The sequence below is a fragment of the Halopenitus salinus genome (assembly GCF_042662125.1).
In the GTDB taxonomy this organism is placed as follows: domain Archaea; phylum Halobacteriota; class Halobacteria; order Halobacteriales; family Haloferacaceae; genus Halopenitus; species Halopenitus salinus.
In genome coordinates this window covers 242,138-257,619 of sequence record NZ_JBHSXL010000009.1, presented here as the reverse complement: position 1 = coordinate 257,619, position 15,482 = coordinate 242,138, and the positions used below count along the sequence as shown (strand labels likewise).

Here is a 15,482-nt window from a genome sequence, read left to right as displayed (position 1 = left end):
CAGAGAGACGAAGACGGGGAGGGGTTCTCGAGCATCGGCGTTCACCTCACGCTCACGACTCGTGGGGCTCGCCGTGTTCGTAGGCGATCGTTGCGAGCTCGGCGAACGTGGAGGGTTCGAGGGTGCCGGGGCGACGCCGAAGGAGGTCCTCCTCGACCGCCTCGACGACCGCCTCGGAGTCTTCGAGCCCCGAGATGTGGCCCGTGTTCCGGATCGCGTTGCGGAGCGTCTTGCGCCGCTGGGTGAAAAGCGCCTTCACGAACCGCAGGAAGAACACCTCCTGGGGCACCTCGTAGTCGGGGTCACGGGGCGTACACCGAACGATCGCGCTTTGGACCGCCGGCTTCGGCTCGAAGGCCTCACGCGGGACGTGCTCGACCAGCTCGACGTCGGCGTAGTGGCGCGCGGACACCGACAGCCGGCCGTACTCGCTCGTTCCCGCCTCGGCGACCATCCGCTCGGCGAACTCCGCCTGAAACATCAACACGAGCGGGCGCCTTCGAGGAAGCAGCCGGAAGGCGATCTCCGAGGAGACGCCGTACGGCAGGTTCGCGACGCACGCGGAGAACTCCGGAAGGTCCTCCTCGAGGGCGTCCCCGTGTATCACCGAGAGGCGATCCGCTCGAACCGCGTCGTCGAACTCCTCGCGGAGGAACGCGGCGTACTCCCGGTCCCGTTCGATCACGGAGAGACGGCCGCCGTCCGGCAGCGCTCCGAGGAGGCGGTCGGTGAGGGCGCCCGCCCCGCCGCCGATCTCGAGCAGTCGAGAGCGATCGACGTCGTCCGGGAGGTAGGTCGGAATGCGGTCGAGGACCCGGTCGTCGACGAGGAAGTGCTGGTCCCGATCGGGGTCGACGCGGAGGCCGGCCCGCCGGATCAGCCCGTCCGGATCGCGGTCGCCCGCGAGGGGGACGTCCCCTCCGTCAGCGCGGGTGGATGGATCGGTCATTAACTCGACTAGCGGCGGCACTCCGGTAAACGTCCCGCTTCCCGGCGGAGACGCGGTGACGCCTCGGGGTCGTGACGGTCGACGGTTCGAGGTCGCCGCGTTCCGGGCTCACTCCCCGCCGCGGTCGACGAACACGCGGTACTTGAGATCGTCCTCGCGGATCTCCTCCAGGATGCGCTCGACGAGCACCTCCTTCGGGCGGTGCAGCCCCGATATCCGCTCGGAGACGTCCTCGAAGCTCTCGAAGGGGCCGCGCTTTCGCTCGTCGAGGATCGTGTTGCGCAGCTTCTTGCCGATCCCCGGAAGCAGGTTGAGCCGGTGGAGTCGGAGCGTGATCGGCTCGGCCTCGTTGTAGAAATCGACGAAGCGTCGCTCGTTCTCCTCGACGATCCGCTCTACGGCGTACTCGATCTCGGCGGCGGCGTTGTGGGTCAACTCGTCGTGGTCGACCTCCCGGTAGCGTGAGACGATGTCGGCGTCGGCGGTGGGCTCGATCGCGATCCGGTCGCCCACGGAGGCGTCCGCGTCGTCGCTCAAGGTGAGCTCGAAGAGTCGAAAGTCGGACTCCCCCAGCGCGTAGGCGATCGGCGACTTCTGGTACTGGGGCCGATCGTCGTCCGGCCGACCGGTCGGCAACACGTCGATGGCCACGGCGTACCGACGGTCGTCGCCGTCGGAGTCCGATCCGGGCTCGGCGGTCGAGTCCGAATCCGCGCCGGCCTCGCCGTCCGAACGGGCGTCGGTTCCGCCGTCCGGCAGGACGCGCGAGCGCTGAGGGTCGTTCATACCCGTATCTATGCGGAGGTGATACTTAAAAATCGTCCGCCGTGGAACGGTCGGATCGACCCGGCAACCCGACGAGCAAGGCGTCGGATCGAACGACGAAACGGCGACGGGGAAGTCGGGTTCGGAAACCGCGGATCGAGAACGGGCCCGAGAGGGCCTATACGTACTTCGCGAGGACGTTCAGGATCTCGTCGAGCTGGTCGCCGTCGAGGGAGTACCGCTCGTGGGCGAACACCGAGCGGAGCTCCGTCCGGTCGTTCGGAAGCAGGTCGGCGATCTTGATCGCGGCGCGCTCGTCGACGTACTCGAGCTCGCACAGCTCCTCGACGAGCTCGCGGGACTCCTCGCCCTCCAGGGTCGCAAAGCGGTTGACGTGTTCGATCGCGCGGGCGAGCTCGTAGCGGAGTTCGCGGTCCTCGTCGGCCGCGCGTTCCGCCTCGATGTCGGCGAGGATATCCTTGGCCTCGGCGACGGTGACGTTCTCCTCGTCGAGTTTCTCCTTGAAGATGCTCATCTCGGATGGCTCCGATCAGTTCTGTGCGCGCATGTGGGCGGCCGAGACGATGAGCGTCTTCGTCTTGCCGCCGTCCGTGATCTCCACTTTGAACGCGGATCCCTGCTTGCCGACGACCGTTCCGGTGTGGCCGTCGAATCGGGGGTGGAAGCGACCCTTCTGTACGCTCGGGTCGATCTTGAGGTGGACCTTCTGGCCCTCCTCGTACTCCTGGATGGCTCGCTGCGGCGGCGAGGTGCCGCGCTCGCGCGGCGCGTTCGAGAGCTTGTTGCGCGTCGCCTTGTTGGGCCCGTTGGAACTCGGCATGGTCGTGGGACCAGTACCGTCGGCGCGGTTATAAATGGTGCGTTACGGGTCGGGGACGTCACTGGTTCACGGGCACCCGCCCCGTCCCGTCACTCCATCGGCCAGCCGGCAGGCACCGACGGTCGCCGTTCCTCGAGCACGTCGAACCGGTCGCAGCGGCGCGCCTCGAGCCAGGCGAGCAGACGCCCGGCCCACCGGAGCTTTCTCGCCTTCGTCGGATCGACCGTCGGGTCCTCGAGGTCCCAGCCGACGAAGACGAGCTCGGCGGCCCCGAAGTGGTCCGCGAGAAACGCCGCCCGGTCGCCGTCGGTGAAGCCGCCGAACCCGCGGACGTCACCGCGCGGACGGGCCTGCGTGGTCGCGAGGACGTGTTCCGTCCGAAACCGCGGCAGCCACTCGCGAACCGCCGGCACGTTGTCGCCGTGGGCGTGGGCGACCACGGGAACGCCGGACTCGCTCAGCCGGCGCGCCGTCTCCGGATTCTTGTCGAGGTCGGTGACCATCGCATCGATCGCAACGTCCGCTGCGAGCAGGACGTCCGCGGCGGTGGAGGCCGCGAGGACCGCGTCGGCCTCGCGGGCGCGGCGGGCTGCGGACGCGTTCTCGATCGACGGTCCGGCGCCCGCGATCGCCACGGTCGCGCCCGCCAGTCCGTCGAACCGGCCGAGATCGAACGGCGTCGCGAACCCATCTGCGACGTCACGAGCGCGCTCGTCGGCGCCCCGGTCGAAGCCGAAGTCGTCGAGGACGGCCTCGTAGACCGGCTCCCAGGTCTCGAAGTTCATCGATCGGGGTCCGCGATCCGAGCCAGCACGGAGCCGATCTCGGCTGCCGCCGCGAACTCCCCGTCGACGAGTCGCTCGCTCGCGCGCTCGAGGGCGGCCGGCGTGCCGACGAGCAGTCCCCGCGCGGTCGCGTCCCCGGCACCGGATCCGGTGGCGTCGCCGGACCCATCCGTCGCGGGCGTCTCCGATCGGGTGGACTCGGCGGTCCCTGCCGTTCCGTCGGTCGCGAACGCGACGCCGGTCCCCTCGACGGCGGCCGCGAGGGCACGGAGCCGATCCCGATCGAGACCGGAGGCTTCGACCACCCGGATGACGCTTTCGTCCGCGATGTCGGCGTTTGCTCCGACCCGGTCGAGATGTCGTGCCGCCTCACGTGGCGCCGTCACGTCGAGTTCCTCGAGCTCGGCTCCCGGGACGGTCTCTCGGATCCGATCGCGGGCGAACTCCGCGCCGATCGCGGCGGCGTCGCGGGTCTCCGCGACGTCGTGGGTGCGGATCACGTGGGCGCCGCGCTCGACCGCCATGGACGTCGCGGCGAGCGAGGCCGGGAGCGCCCCCTCCGTCTCGCGGTCGACGACGTCGCGAAGGAAGTTCTTCCGGTTGATGGACACGAGGATCGGACGGCCGTAGCCGCGGAACTCGCGAAGCCGGCGGAACGTCTCCCGGTCGTCCGCGAGGGTCTTCTCCTCGGTCCAGCCGCCGAAGGCCGGATCGAGGATCGTGCGGTCGGTGAACCCGTTTCGGGCGAGCGCGTCGTAGATGTCGTCGACGTCCGCGATCGCGCCCGGACGCTCGAGGTCCGGCGGGGAGGCCATCTTCACCACGGCCGCCTCCCGGTCCGCACAGACCGCGGGCATCTCCGGGTCCGCGAACCCGCAGACGTCGTTGACCATGTCGAATCCCCGATCGAGGGCCGCCGCCGCGACCTCGTGATAGCGCGTCTCGATCGACCAGACCGCGTCGCCCGCGGTCGACTCCATCGCCTCGATCGCCGTGTCGAGCCGGTCGAGCTCCTGGTCGGCCGAGAGCACCTCGAACCGCTTGTTCGCCGACTCCAGGCCGACGTCGACGATGTCGGCGCCCTCCGCGATCAGCTCGGCGTCGACGTACTCGGCCGCCTCGCCCGGATCGTCGAAGACGCTCGGGTCGTAGGGCGACTCCTCGGAGACGTTGAGCACGCCCATGATCCGCGGGGGGCGGTCGTCCCCGATCTCGAGTCCCGCCGCGTCTACAGTTCGCATGCCCGACGGGAGGAACGCGAGCACCATAGGCGGTCCGAAAGCGGATGGGCGACCAGACCGGACGACTCTAAGGAACGTGTTTATACCGCCTCGTCGCCCAGATCCGCACATGTCGAAGGTGAGCGTCGGGCTCCGCGGCTGGCGGTTCGAGGAGTCCGAGATATTCGACGAGGACGGGGAGTTCAAGCCGCTCGAGGAGATCCCCGAGGAGCCGCGTGAACGACTGGTCCGTCTCCAGAAGCTCGTCGAGGAGCCGTGTGACGCCTGCTACATCGAACACGGCGAGGAGAACCTCCACCGCGCGACCCCGGCGGAGGTCGTCTACGGCGAGCCGCTCGGCGAGCTCCTGTTGTGTCACGACCACGAGCCCGACTTCCTCTACTGGTTCCGGGAGGCGGGCGGAAGCGACCATCGCGGATCGTCGGCGTTCGCCGACCGCTTCCACGAGTGGTACGCCGCCGGAAACCGCGCGCCGGAGGACTATGGCGGCCTCGAGCACGTCGACGCCGACCCCGAGGGGCTTCCGGACCCGCCCGGACAAAACGAGATCCAAGAGCGGATCGAGGCGGGCTTCGAGGGACGGCGGATCGACATCCGCTCGTACGTCGAGGACGAGGAGGCGGCCGCCGAACGCGAGGCCGACCGGATCGACGAGGAGGAGATCGCCGAAAGCGATCTGGACCTCTCGACGGACTACCCGCGGGCGGACCGATGAGCGAGCCGGACGCCGGGTCCGGCGAGACCACCGCGTCGCAACCGCGTTCGACGGACCCCGTCGTCGTCGTGGTCGAGCCGGAGACGCCGGGAAACGTGGGAACGATCGCCCGCGCGATGAAGAACTTCGGGCTCTCCGACCTCAAGCTCGTCGACCCGCCGGAACTTCCGGAGGACGGCGAGGCCTACGGGTTCGCCGGCCACGCCCGCCAGGACGTCCTGCCGAACGCCGAGACGGTGACCTTCGAGGAGGTGGTCTCGACGTACCACACGGTCGGGTGTACGGCGATCACCGGCGAGGACGCGAGACGCCACGTCCGGTATCCGTTCTCGACGCCCGCGGAGCTGCGCCAGTCGCTTTCGACCGTCGAGACGCAAACCGCCCTCGTCTTCGGCCGCGAGAGCAAGGGACTGAACAACGACGAGCTCGCCCGCCTCGATCAGGTCTGTTCGATCCCGGCCGACGAGGAGTACCCCGTTCTCAACCTCGGACAGGCCGCGACCGTCCTGTTGTACGAGCTTCGCGAACTCACCGTCGAGGAGTACCAGCTCCCCGACGTCGAGCGCGAGCGGGCCCCCGAGGGCGACGTCGAGCGGCTCCACGAGTACTTCGGCGAGTTCCTCGAACACGCCGACCACCGCGAGCACCGTCGCGACCGCTGTGAGACGCTCTTTCGGCGCGTACTCGGGCGCGCCCACCCGACCGATCGGGAGGTACACACCCTGCTCGGCGTCTTCCGGAAGGCCAACGACAAGCTGTCGTACGCCGACGATCTTGCGGAGCGGTACGGGGAGTCACGGTTCGGGGGCGGCCCCGAGGGGACCCGCGGCGGAGACGACCACGAACGCGCCGAGGACGCGGACGACCCGCGTCCGGAGTGAGTTCGCAAATCGGTGAGAGAACCCGTACGCCGGCCACTCCGCTCCCGGACGGTCAATTTCTCCCCGCCACTCGTTCCGAGAGTCGCGGCGCCGCGAGGATGACCGCGCTCGCGAGGAACGCCGGCACCGCGCCGGCGATCGACGGAGCCAGGTCGGTCAACGCGAGCAGCCACAGCGGCCCGGAGACGGCGAACGCGCCGGCCGCGATCGGAAGCGACACCGGAGGTTCCGAGCCCTCACAGCGAGTCCATCCGACCGCACCCCCGAGCGCCGTTCCCACCGCGACGCTCGCGTCGGCGACGCTCCCCGGTTCCCCGAGCCCGAAGGCGACCAGGACGCCGAGCACGCCGACGGCCGCGGCCGCGAGGAACGGCCGGGTCGGATCGAGGCTGCCGGAGCGATCGTCGAATCCGGAACGGCCGTCGAAGCCGACACGATCGTCGAAGCTCCGCGCGAGCGCGAGGCCCGCCGCCAACAGGCCCGCGCCGAGCAGCCAGCCGGCGAGGACGTCGACGAGGTAGTGGACCTCGATGACGACCCGCGAGAGCCCCACCGCGACCGCGAGGAGACCCCCGAGGGCGAGCCGCGGTCGGCGGCCGCCCAGCCGGTCGAGGACGACCGCCAGTCCGAGGTAGGTCACGGCCGCGCCGGTCGCGTGCCCGCTCGGGAACCCGAACCCGTCGGATTCGGTCGTGCCCGCGAACCAGCCCTCGAGGACGGCCGGCAGCCAGCCGGGGGCCGCCGCCGGGGTGGCCGCTGCCGGCGGGCGCGGGACGCCGAACCCGACCTTCAACAGCGTGAGAGCCGCGAGCGTGCCGGTCACGATCGCGACGAGCGTCGCGCCGGACCGCCTCGGATCGCTCGCGAACCGCTGCGACAGGAACCAGTAGACGCTCGCGAGCAGGACGAAGACGAACCAGGTGTCCCCGAGGGTGGTGACCGCCGCCCCGACGACGACGGCGACGTCCGGGAGCGCGTCGACGACCGCGGACTCGCCGATGCCACGCCCCATCGGTCACTCCTCGCCGCGGTCGCGGACGTACTCCATCGCCCGCCCCGGCGCCTCCAGCGCGTTGAACCCGATCCCGACGATGACGAACAGGGTGTAGAGCCCGAGCGTCGAGAGGCCGAGGATCACCATCGCGGCGATCGCGTAGATCCCCTTCAGGAAGTAGAACGCGCCGAGGGTGAGGACGGTGCCGTACAGCAGTACGAGGTACGGCCCCCATCCGCGTGCGTGGCCCCTCCGCATCCGTCTGCGGACGTAGGCCTTCAGCTCCGTCTCGATCCGCGGTCTGTCGACCGTCCGGCGTTCGACGTCGTCCTCGAAGGTCTCGAAGTCGGCGCGAAGCTCGGCGACTTCCTCCGAGAGCGCGGCGACGTCGGGTGCGCCGCGCGGCGTCTCCTCCTCGTCGCCGGCGCGCGCGTCGGTGTCCTCGCGGTCGCCCATATCGGTCGCTGGGCCGGGGTCCCCTTGGAGTTGCCGGTCCGCAAGCACGGCGTTTGCGACCGCGCCGACGATGACGATCATCGCCGCGAGATACAGCCAGGTGACGAGCAGGAGGACGCCGCCGATGACGCCGTAGACCTGATACTGGCCGGCTCCGGCGGCGTAGACCTGAAAGCCGCCCTGTAACAGCGTCCACCCGACCGCCGCGAGAACCGCACCGGGCAGCGCCTCCCGGAGCGTCATCGGCCGGTTGGGGAGGATGTAGTACATCGGAACGAAGACGATCGCGAGCACGACCGGCAAGACGAGGAGCCCCGCGACCCCGGCGAACGGTCCGAGTCCCGCGAGCCGGCCGCCGCCGGCCGTCGCGATCAGCGCGCCCAACGCGAACATGACCAGGATGCCGGTTCCGATCCCGGCCGCGACCGAGGCGGCGTCCGACAGCTCCTCGAGCAGGCTCGGATCGTCCTCGATCCCGTAGACGGCCTGAAAGGCGGTGTCGAGGCCGCGAAACACCTTGAGGGTCGACCAGACGAGCACCGCGACGCCGAGGACGGTCGCCCCGGTCCGACCCTCCGCGGAGGCGATGGCCGCCGCGACGGCGTCCTGTCCGGCCGGCGTGAGGAACTGCCGGCTCTCGGCCAGGACGACGGCCGCGAACGCGTCGCCGACGAGGAGGCTCGCGACCGAGACGAGGAGCAAAAGCGAGGGGATGAGCGAAATGAACGCGTAGTAGGCGACGCTGGCGGCCAGGAACGTGACGTCCGCCCGTTGAACGGTCGCGACTATCGCTCGGGCCGTCCGGACGGTCGCGTCGATCGTCTCTCGCACGGCACGGAGTTCGGCGCTATCGTACAAAAGCCAGGGGGTCTCTCGGAGGGATCGCACTCCCCGAGGAAATCCCACCCCGGGAAAGCCTCATATCCGGAGAGCCCTCACTCCCCCAGAACCGCCTCGCGCATCTCGGGGATCGACGCCCGCGTCTTGAACGCGGTCCCCCGGTAGTGGGCTCGGGTCGCGTCGTGGCCGGCCGCCCGAAGGCGTGAGACGAACTCGTCCATCCCGATGGCCGGTTCGCTCCACTGCTCGTAGAGGCGGTGCTGGTCGTAGTGGGTCGGCGTGTCGAGCTCGCCGGCCACCCGGGAGAGCAGCTTCCTCGCGCGTTTGGCCTCGCCCATTTCGTCGTCGATGGCGTCGTGAACGTCACGGACGAACGCCGGGTCCGCGATCGGGCCGAGCCAGAGCGGCCCGGCGTCGAGATACCGCTTGGAGTCACATCGCGGACAGCGTGTCGGACGATCGGCGGCGGCGATCAGTCCGTGCTCGTGGGTTCGATGGAGGCAGTCCTCGCAGTGGTGGACGTACCCGAGCTCGTCGAGAACGTCGTCGGCCGCGCGGGCGCCGCCCTCGAGTTCGAGGTAGGTCCGGACGTAGTGACGCGAGACGTGCGAACAGATCGGGCGCGCGGCGAGGTCGTACTTCGCGGCGGTGCGAACGAGCGCCGAAAGCAGGGTCCGAAGCCCCATCTCGGGGTGGTAGTCGGTGTTTTGCGGGACCGCGCCGTACTTCCTGATTCCCGACTGCTGGTGGGCGCCACAAAGCGGGGCGGTGTCGGTCGCCGTGACGCACACGAGGTTGCGAGCGTTCGCGAACGCGGCGTCGACGAAGGGGATGGGCGTACCGTAGGGGTCGAGATCCACGACGTCGAAGACCTCCTCGTGGAGCAGCGCGTTGACGTTGCGATGACTGACCGTCCCCTCCTGGTCGTTGCGCTCGAGGTTCGCCCGGGCCAACTCGACGGCGTCCCGGTCGACGTCGGCACAGGTGACGTCGTACCCCTCCGCGGCCGCGCGGACGCCCCGGATCCCGGAGGCGGCCATCGCGTCGAGGTAGCTCGCCGCGCGCGGCTCCCGGTCGCGGTAGGCGCGCAACACGGCGACGGTCACGTCGCGGTTCAGCTCCTGTGTGGGGTTGAAAAAGACGCCCTCGCCGGTCCCCTCGCTCGCGCCGTCCCGCGATTCCGGGACGTCGATCACGACGCCGCCCTCCGCCAGTTCCATGCCCGGGCTTCGCCCGGCGGGCCTAAAAGCGGGACGTTCCGACGCGGGTCCGATCGATGCAGGTCCGATCGACGCGGGTTCGGTCGCACCGACGCCGTTTTGCCGCTGCCTCCTGAACCCCGACTCGTGGATCCCGGAGACGACTGGCGTTCGACGCTCGCGGAGGCGGGCGAGCTGACCGGGGACGTCGCCTCGGCCATCCTCGAGACGCACGGCGATCGGGGCCGACGGGCGATGGAGGCGGTCGCGGAGCGGCGCGTGAAGCGGTACCGCGATTTCACCGTCGTCGTCGGCCACGAGGACGAGTACGTGATCGAGGGGGGAGAGTGTACGTGTGCGGACGCGCGCTACAACCTCGACGAGGCCGACCCCGAACAGCGGTGTTGGCACGTGCTGGCCGTCGAGATCGCAGAGCGGGTCGACGCGGTCGACCACCACGACATGTGGTACTCGGAGGTCCGCGAGTTCCTGTAGGCGGGGGCTCGGTCACTCCCCGTCGCCGAGCGCGGACTCGCCGACCGGGTCGTGGCCCTCGATGCGCTCGAGCCCGCCCATGTACGGCCGGAGCGCCTCCGGAACCGTGACGGTGCCGTCGGGGTTCTGGTAGTACTCCAGGATCGCGACCACGACGCGGGGCACGGCGAGGCCGGAGCCGTTGAGCGTGTGGAGGAACTCCGCGGACTCGTGGTGCTCCTCGCGGTAGCGGATGCCCGCGCGGCGGGCCTGGAAGTCGCCGAAGTTGGAGACGCTCGAGACCTCGAGCCATCGCCCGCCGCGGTCGGGGCCGTCGGGCATGTCGTCGCCGGGCGCCCACACCTCGACGTCGTACTTCTTCCGTTGGGTGAACCCGAGATCGCCGGTACACATCTCGAGGATCCGGTAGGGCAACCCGAGCCGCTGGAGGACCGCCTCGGCCTCCGAGAGGAGCCCCTCGAAGCGCTCGTCGCTTCGTTCCGGACGGACGAAGTTGACCATCTCGACCTTGTTGAACTGGTGAACGCGGACGATCCCGCGGGTCTCGGTGCCGTGTTCGCCCGCCTCCTGTCTGAAGTTGGGCGAGTAGGCCTGGTACTTGAGCGGGAGGTCCTCCGCGAGGAGGATCTCGTCGCGATGGAGGTTCGTGACGGGGACCTCGGCGGTGGGGAGCAGCCAGAGGTCCTCCTCGTCGTAGGGTTCGTCGTTCGACCCCTCGACCCGGTAGGCGTCCTCCGTGAACTTCGGGAGCTGGCCGGTCCCCTGCATCGATCGGCTGTTGACGGGGATCGGCGGGAAGACGTCGTGATAGCCCTGATCGCGGTGCAGCTCGAGCATGAACTGCACGAGGGCGTGTTCGAGCCGGGCGCCCTCGCCCTTCGCGAAGTAGTAGCCGCCGCCGCTCACCTTGGCGCCGCGATCGAAGTCGAGGATCTCGAGCTGCTCGCCCAGCTCGTAGTGGGGTATCACCTCCCCGGGAAGGTCCCTGAGGTCGTCGAACAGCTCGCGGCGGCGCTCGACGTTCTCGGACTCGTCGGCGCCGACCGGGACCGAGTCGTCGGGGATCTGCGGGAGGGTCAAAAGCGCCTCCTCCAGATCGTCCTCGAGCGCGGTCGCGCGTTCCTCGACCTCCTGGAGCTCAGATTTGAGCGCCTGGGAGCGCTCGATGGCCTCCTGGGCCGCCTCCTCCTCGCCGTCGGCCTTCAGCTGGCCGATCCGCGAGGAGACCTCGTTGCGCTCGTGACGGAGGTCGTCGCCGCGGGATTTGAGTTCTCGCCACTCCGCGTCGATCTCGAGGATCCGATCGAGGTCGACGTCGACCCCCTTGTGCTCGAGGGCCTCGCGGACCGTCTCCGGGTTCTCACGAACGAACTGTCGCGACAGCATTTACGTGGGGTTTTTGCGGGGCACCCAAAACCGTATCGGAGCGACCGCGGGGGGTCCTCTCACTCGGCGGGGATGGCGCCGGACACCTCGAACCGCGCACCGCCGTCGGCGTCGTCGACGATCTCGATCGACCAGCCGTGCGCCTCGACGATGCTTTCGACGATCGCGAGTCCGATCCCGATCCCCTCCGATCCGGTCGTGTGTCCGGCCTCGAAAACGGTCTCGCGTTCCGACTCGGGGATCCCCGGTCCGTCGTCGGCGACGTAGAAACCGTCCCCGTCGTGGAGTGGTCCGACGTGGATGATGACGCCGTCGCGCTGCTCGTCGGCGTCCTCGCGAGTTCTCGAGCAAGGGCTCGCCGAACCGTGTTCGATCGAGTTTCGAAACAGGTTCTCGAAAACCCCCCGAATCCGATCCGGGTCGGCATGGAACCGGAAGTCGTCGTCCACGTGAAGCGTCGACTCGGACGTTTCGACCGTCTCGAAACACCGTTCGGCGAGCGCCGACAGCCGGACGGGCTCGGTCTCCTCGACGTCACGTCCCTCGCGAGCCACGGCGAGGACTGAGGAGATGATCGCCTCGATCCGATCGAGCGAGCGCGCGGCGATCCGGAGGTTCTCCTCGTCCGCTCGTTCGCGTTCCATGTCGATCCGCCCCTGTGCGACGTTCAGGGGGTTTCGGAGGTCGTGAGAGAGGACGTCGGCGAACTCCTCCAGCCGTTCGATCCGCGCCGCCGCGTGGTCGCGTTCGATCTCGCGTGCGAGCATCCGCGCCAGCAGTTCCGCGAACGTCGTCTCCGCGGGGGTAAACGGATCGGGGCGCGGATCGGTGGAGACGAAACAGACCGTGCCGTAGAGCTCTCCGTCGACGACGAGGGTGGTGCCGTGATAACAGTGGAGTCCGTGCTCCTCGAAGGACCGCTCGCGTGCCTCCCTCGCGTCGTATCCGAAGGTCGACTCGAACGCCGGATTGACGTCGACGACGACCGGATCGCCGCCCTCGAAGGCGACCTGCGTGACGGGTTCGGAGGTGTTCTCGAAGAGCGCCTCGAGTCGCGACTTCTCGACCGCGAGCTCCTCGCGACGGCGCCGCTGGCGATCGCTGTAGATCCCGACGACGATCCCGCCGAGGATCGCCGCGGCCGAAAGCTGTGCGGCGATGATCCGCGGTTTGATCCGGCCCTGTTGCTGCTGGAAGAGGTACACCCAGGAGGAGAGGATCAACACTCCCGCGAGGCTCGCGACGATCCACCGCAGAACCGTGGTCGATCGGATCCGATCGGAGACGGTCCCCAGCCAGAGGCCGATGGCGACGATCGCGGCGCTCAACAGATAGGGAACGCTGTTCTCCAACAGGGTGAACCAGAGCCGATCCCCCTCGATCACGACGTCCTGATAGACGTCGAAGGTGAAGATGCTCGCGAGGAGAAGCCCGAGCGAGGCTACAACCGCGGCGGCAAGCGGCTGTACGGCGTCCGTTCGGTCCATCGGTGTCCGTTCTTCCTCGTTCAAGATGGGCGGCGATTGTAGTCCTTTCGACGTGGTTTCACGGCGTTTCAACGGCTCCCGCGGTCAGGCGAACGCGCCCGCGACGAGCAGCGGGAAGACGAGCGTGGCCTCGGCCTCTATCTGGGTGTAGTTCGTCTCCGCGTCGTCCTTGATCTTCCCCCAGGAGACGGCCTCGTCGGGCGGCGCACCCGAGAGGGAGCCGTCGCCCTCCATGCCGGTCGAGATGTAGATCGCGTGGTCGGCGCCGCCGCGAAAGAGGTTCGTCATGATGGCGTGGTGTTTCGGCACGCCGCCGCCGACGGCGATCAGGCCGGTGGTGTCGGAGAGCAGGCCGTCCTCGATCAGCGAGTCGTAGTCGTCGAGGATCTCGATGCCGACCTCCGAGTCGTACCCCTGCCGGTAGTAGTAGAGGAAGTTGCCGACCTCCGCGTCGGTGAGGGCGGGACAGTATACCGGCACGTCGTTGTCGGCGGCCTGTTTCAACACGGAGTCCTCGTCGTCGAGCGTCTCGCCGATCTCGCGGGCGAAGGCGGTCGGCGTCCGGACCTTCTCCTCGGCGAAGAAGTCGTCGAAGAAGTCGTAGAGGTACTCCTCGAGCCAGACGTAGCGGTCGGAGGGGACGAAGATGTTGCCGAGCCGGTTGATCCCCCGCTCGCGAAGCTCGCCCTCGTCGACGTCCCACTCGCCCATCTTGAAGGGTTTGGCCGTCTTGATCACGTCCTCGGTGAGCGAGCCAGAGGTCGTGATGATCACGTCGACGTAGCCCTCGCGGACGAGGTAGGCCACCGTCTCGCGGAGCCCCGAGGAGACGATGTTCGAGGTGAAGGTGAGGTAGATCGTCGCGTCCTCCTCGCGCATCCGTCTCGCGATCTCGATCCCCTCGGCCAGGTGGGTGGCCTGAAATCCGGTGGTCGCGTACGTCTCGAGCAGGTCGTCGACGTCGAGTTCGCCGCGGAAGTCCGGACCGCGAACGTCCGGGGTCGAAAGCTCCTCCTCGCTGCCCGGCAGGACGTTGTCCCGGGTTTCGTCGTCCGGGGAGCCGCCGGCCGAGGCGTCGTCGTCGTTCATACCGTGTGATGCGTCCCGATCGGTTTGAACCGCTCGGAATGGCCTCGCCGTGACGACGGCTCTCGAGGGGAGCGGGCCCGAACGCCGCGGTCAGTCGCTTTGATACTCCTTCTCGAAGCCGCGGAACTCGGTCCGGTGGGCCTCCTCGTCGGCGAGCAGCGTCACGGCCAGGTCCTCCGTGACCGGGTCGTCAGCCGCCTCGGCGGCGTCGATCAGGTCGCGGTAGGTGTCGATGGCGCCCTCCTCGGCGTCGAGGACGCCGCGGATCACGGAGAGGACGTCCGTCGAGTCGGCGGGAGGCTGCAGGGAGTCCTGCCTGGCGGTGAACTCCGCGGATCCCGGCGGCCGCGCGTCGAGCTGTTTGAGCCGCTGGCCGAGCTGTTCGGCGTGGCCGAGCTCCTCCTGGATGTCCGTCTGGAGGCTCTCTTTGATCTCCTCGGCGCGCACGCCGTCGAGGACGATCGCGTTCGTCTGGTAGTTCATCACGGTCTCGATCTCGTCGCCGTACGCCTTCCGAAGCAGGTCGATCACGCGGTCGTCGGACATGACGTCTCGAGGTACTCCCGCCACGGTAATGGGTGTTCTGGCACCCGGCGAGTTCGAGCGCGATTCGCACCGATTGGGGATCAACGTGGTACATTTATGTACCGCGACGTATCCACGAACATGGACCGCCGTCAGTATCTACGCTCCCTTGCGGCCTCCGGCGCCGCCGCCACCGCTGCCACCGCCGGCTGTCTCGGCATGGTTCCCGGCACGGGCAACGAGAACACCGTCCTCGGACCGCCCGAACGGGATCTGAGCGAGTCCGTCCATCCGAGCTACGGCGACGAACTTCCGGCCGTCAGCCTGCCGGATCCGATCGCGGACGAGGCGGTTTCGACCGAGGATCTCGAGGGCGAGCGGGCCGTGTTGATGACCTTCTTCTACACGAACTGTCCCGACGGCGTTTGCCCCGCCCTCATCCTTCGACTCCGGCGTGCACAGGCGGTCGCGGCCGAGGAGGGATACGGCGACGACGCCGCCTTCCTCGCGGTCACCTTCGATCCGGAGCGGGACACGGCCGACGTCCTCCACGAGTACGCGGGCCAACAGGGCGTGAACCTCGAGGTGGGCAACTGGCACTTCCTGCGGCCGGAGAGCTACGAGGCGGGACAAACCCTCATCGAGGAGGAGTTCGGTCTGAAGATCGAGAAGGCCCCCGCGGACGACTACGAGAACCTGGAGTACCAGTTTCCCCACTACGGGCTCATCCTGCTCGCGAATCGGCGCGGATACGTCGAACGCGCCTACCCGAACGGACCGAACGTGGACGTCGAGACCGTCGTGAACGACTTCGAACGGGTGGTGAACGGGTAG

At 68.8% G+C, this 15,482-nt stretch carries 17 protein-coding genes; 4 read left to right on the top strand and 13 right to left on the bottom strand.

What is annotated here, in order from left to right:
• Positions 1 to 52: 52 nt before the first annotated feature.
• The 6 genes from ACFQE9_RS10700 to ACFQE9_RS10675 form a co-directional block, all read right to left on the bottom strand.
• Positions 53 to 949, bottom strand: a complete 897-nt coding sequence (locus ACFQE9_RS10700) for a 16S ribosomal RNA methyltransferase A (RefSeq protein WP_379744251.1) — start codon at positions 947 to 949, stop codon at positions 53 to 55.
• Positions 950 to 1,057: 108 nt separating this feature from the next.
• Positions 1,058 to 1,735: a DUF655 domain-containing protein gene (locus ACFQE9_RS10695; protein ID WP_379744249.1), complete on the bottom strand. Its 678-nt coding sequence runs from the start codon at positions 1,733 to 1,735 to the stop codon at positions 1,058 to 1,060.
• 157 nt (positions 1,736 to 1,892) lie between these two features.
• Positions 1,893 to 2,249, bottom strand: coding sequence for an RNA polymerase Rpb4 family protein (locus tag ACFQE9_RS10690; protein WP_379744247.1), 357 nt, complete (start codon positions 2,247 to 2,249; stop codon positions 1,893 to 1,895).
• A gap of 15 nt (positions 2,250 to 2,264) precedes the next feature.
• Positions 2,265 to 2,555, bottom strand: a complete 291-nt coding sequence (locus ACFQE9_RS10685) for a 50S ribosomal protein L21e (protein WP_379744245.1) — start codon at positions 2,553 to 2,555, stop codon at positions 2,265 to 2,267.
• Between the two features lie 89 nt (positions 2,556 to 2,644).
• Positions 2,645 to 3,340: a 6-hydroxymethylpterin diphosphokinase MptE-like protein gene (locus ACFQE9_RS10680; protein ID WP_379744243.1), complete on the bottom strand. Its 696-nt coding sequence runs from the start codon at positions 3,338 to 3,340 to the stop codon at positions 2,645 to 2,647.
• Positions 3,337 to 4,581 carry a dihydropteroate synthase gene (locus tag ACFQE9_RS10675; protein ID WP_379744241.1) on the bottom strand — a complete coding sequence of 415 codons (1,245 nt, stop codon included), beginning with the start codon at positions 4,579 to 4,581 and terminating at the stop codon, positions 3,337 to 3,339. Before ACFQE9_RS10675 ends, ACFQE9_RS10680 begins: the two co-directional genes overlap by 4 nt.
• Positions 4,582 to 4,690: 109 nt before the next feature.
• Between ACFQE9_RS10675 and ACFQE9_RS10670 the strand changes: the two genes are divergently transcribed.
• Entirely contained in the window at positions 4,691 to 5,296 is a 606-nt protein-coding gene (locus ACFQE9_RS10670; RefSeq protein WP_379744239.1) for a hypothetical protein, read from the top strand.
• The gene (locus ACFQE9_RS10665) at positions 5,293 to 6,177 is read left to right on the top strand and encodes an RNA methyltransferase (RefSeq protein WP_379744237.1); all 885 of its coding nucleotides are present in this window, start codon (positions 5,293 to 5,295) and stop codon (positions 6,175 to 6,177) included. Before ACFQE9_RS10670 ends, ACFQE9_RS10665 begins: the two co-directional genes overlap by 4 nt.
• Before the next feature lie 52 nt (positions 6,178 to 6,229).
• Here ACFQE9_RS10665 and ACFQE9_RS10660 read toward each other — a convergent pair whose 3' ends face one another.
• The 3 genes from ACFQE9_RS10660 to ACFQE9_RS10650 all read right to left on the bottom strand — a co-directional run bounded on the left by ACFQE9_RS10660 (position 6,230) and on the right by ACFQE9_RS10650 (position 9,687).
• Positions 6,230 to 7,189 carry a phosphatase PAP2 family protein gene (locus tag ACFQE9_RS10660; protein ID WP_379744235.1) on the bottom strand — a complete coding sequence of 320 codons (960 nt, stop codon included), beginning with the start codon at positions 7,187 to 7,189 and terminating at the stop codon, positions 6,230 to 6,232.
• Positions 7,190 to 7,192: 3 nt separating this feature from the next.
• Entirely contained in the window at positions 7,193 to 8,458 is a 1,266-nt protein-coding gene (locus ACFQE9_RS10655) for a YihY/virulence factor BrkB family protein (protein WP_379744233.1), read from the bottom strand.
• 104 nt (positions 8,459 to 8,562) lie between these two features.
• Complete coding sequence (locus ACFQE9_RS10650; RefSeq protein ID WP_379744231.1) at positions 8,563 to 9,687, bottom strand: tRNA (guanine(26)-N(2))-dimethyltransferase; 1,125 nt, start codon at positions 9,685 to 9,687, stop codon at positions 8,563 to 8,565.
• A 126-nt stretch (positions 9,688 to 9,813) separates the two neighbouring features.
• On the opposite strand from ACFQE9_RS10650, the gene ACFQE9_RS10645 reads away from it, so the two are divergent.
• Complete coding sequence (locus tag ACFQE9_RS10645) at positions 9,814 to 10,161, top strand: hypothetical protein (RefSeq protein ID WP_379744229.1); 348 nt, start codon at positions 9,814 to 9,816, stop codon at positions 10,159 to 10,161.
• 12 nt (positions 10,162 to 10,173) lie between these two features.
• Here ACFQE9_RS10645 and serS read toward each other — a convergent pair whose 3' ends face one another.
• The 4 genes from serS to ACFQE9_RS10625 form a co-directional block, all read right to left on the bottom strand.
• Positions 10,174 to 11,547 (bottom strand): serine--tRNA ligase, encoded by a 1,374-nt coding sequence (gene serS / locus ACFQE9_RS10640; RefSeq protein ID WP_379744227.1) that lies wholly within the window; start codon positions 11,545 to 11,547, stop codon positions 10,174 to 10,176.
• A 59-nt stretch (positions 11,548 to 11,606) separates the two neighbouring features.
• Entirely contained in the window at positions 11,607 to 13,034 is a 1,428-nt protein-coding gene (locus ACFQE9_RS10635) for an ATP-binding protein (RefSeq protein ID WP_379744225.1), read from the bottom strand.
• A gap of 84 nt (positions 13,035 to 13,118) precedes the next feature.
• Positions 13,119 to 14,123, bottom strand: a complete 1,005-nt coding sequence (locus ACFQE9_RS10630) for a deoxyhypusine synthase (protein ID WP_379744223.1) — start codon at positions 14,121 to 14,123, stop codon at positions 13,119 to 13,121.
• 90 nt (positions 14,124 to 14,213) lie between these two features.
• Positions 14,214 to 14,669, bottom strand: a complete 456-nt coding sequence (locus ACFQE9_RS10625) for a ferritin-like domain-containing protein (RefSeq protein ID WP_379744221.1) — start codon at positions 14,667 to 14,669, stop codon at positions 14,214 to 14,216.
• A 120-nt stretch (positions 14,670 to 14,789) separates the two neighbouring features.
• Between ACFQE9_RS10625 and ACFQE9_RS10620 the strand changes: the two genes are divergently transcribed.
• A complete protein-coding gene (locus tag ACFQE9_RS10620) occupies positions 14,790 to 15,482 on the top strand; it encodes an SCO family protein (RefSeq protein WP_379745585.1) in 693 nt (230 codons plus the stop codon).

Bases quoted from the DNA above. Each gene is read 5' to 3' on its own strand.
- ACFQE9_RS10700 (WP_379744251.1), bottom strand. From the start codon at position 949: ATGACCGATCCATCCACCCGCGCTGACGGAGGGGACGTCCCCCTCGCG.
- ACFQE9_RS10695 (WP_379744249.1), bottom strand. From the start codon at position 1,735: ATGAACGACCCTCAGCGCTCGCGCGTCCTGCCGGACGGCGGAACCGAC.
- ACFQE9_RS10690 (WP_379744247.1), bottom strand. From the start codon at position 2,249: ATGAGCATCTTCAAGGAGAAACTCGACGAGGAGAACGTCACCGTCGCC.
- ACFQE9_RS10685 (WP_379744245.1), bottom strand. From the start codon at position 2,555: ATGCCGAGTTCCAACGGGCCCAACAAGGCGACGCGCAACAAGCTCTCG.
- ACFQE9_RS10680 (WP_379744243.1), bottom strand. From the start codon at position 3,340: ATGAACTTCGAGACCTGGGAGCCGGTCTACGAGGCCGTCCTCGACGAC.
- ACFQE9_RS10675 (WP_379744241.1), bottom strand. From the start codon at position 4,581: ATGCGAACTGTAGACGCGGCGGGACTCGAGATCGGGGACGACCGCCCC.
- ACFQE9_RS10670 (WP_379744239.1), top strand. From the start codon at position 4,691: ATGTCGAAGGTGAGCGTCGGGCTCCGCGGCTGGCGGTTCGAGGAGTCC.
- ACFQE9_RS10665 (WP_379744237.1), top strand. From the start codon at position 5,293: ATGAGCGAGCCGGACGCCGGGTCCGGCGAGACCACCGCGTCGCAACCG.
- ACFQE9_RS10660 (WP_379744235.1), bottom strand. From the start codon at position 7,189: ATGGGGCGTGGCATCGGCGAGTCCGCGGTCGTCGACGCGCTCCCGGAC.
- ACFQE9_RS10650 (WP_379744231.1), bottom strand. From the start codon at position 9,687: ATGGAACTGGCGGAGGGCGGCGTCGTGATCGACGTCCCGGAATCGCGG.
- serS (WP_379744227.1), bottom strand. From the start codon at position 11,547: ATGCTGTCGCGACAGTTCGTTCGTGAGAACCCGGAGACGGTCCGCGAG.
- ACFQE9_RS10635 (WP_379744225.1), bottom strand. From the start codon at position 13,034: ATGGACCGAACGGACGCCGTACAGCCGCTTGCCGCCGCGGTTGTAGCC.
- ACFQE9_RS10630 (WP_379744223.1), bottom strand. From the start codon at position 14,123: ATGAACGACGACGACGCCTCGGCCGGCGGCTCCCCGGACGACGAAACC.
- ACFQE9_RS10625 (WP_379744221.1), bottom strand. From the start codon at position 14,669: ATGTCCGACGACCGCGTGATCGACCTGCTTCGGAAGGCGTACGGCGAC.
- ACFQE9_RS10620 (WP_379745585.1), top strand. From the start codon at position 14,790: ATGGACCGCCGTCAGTATCTACGCTCCCTTGCGGCCTCCGGCGCCGCC.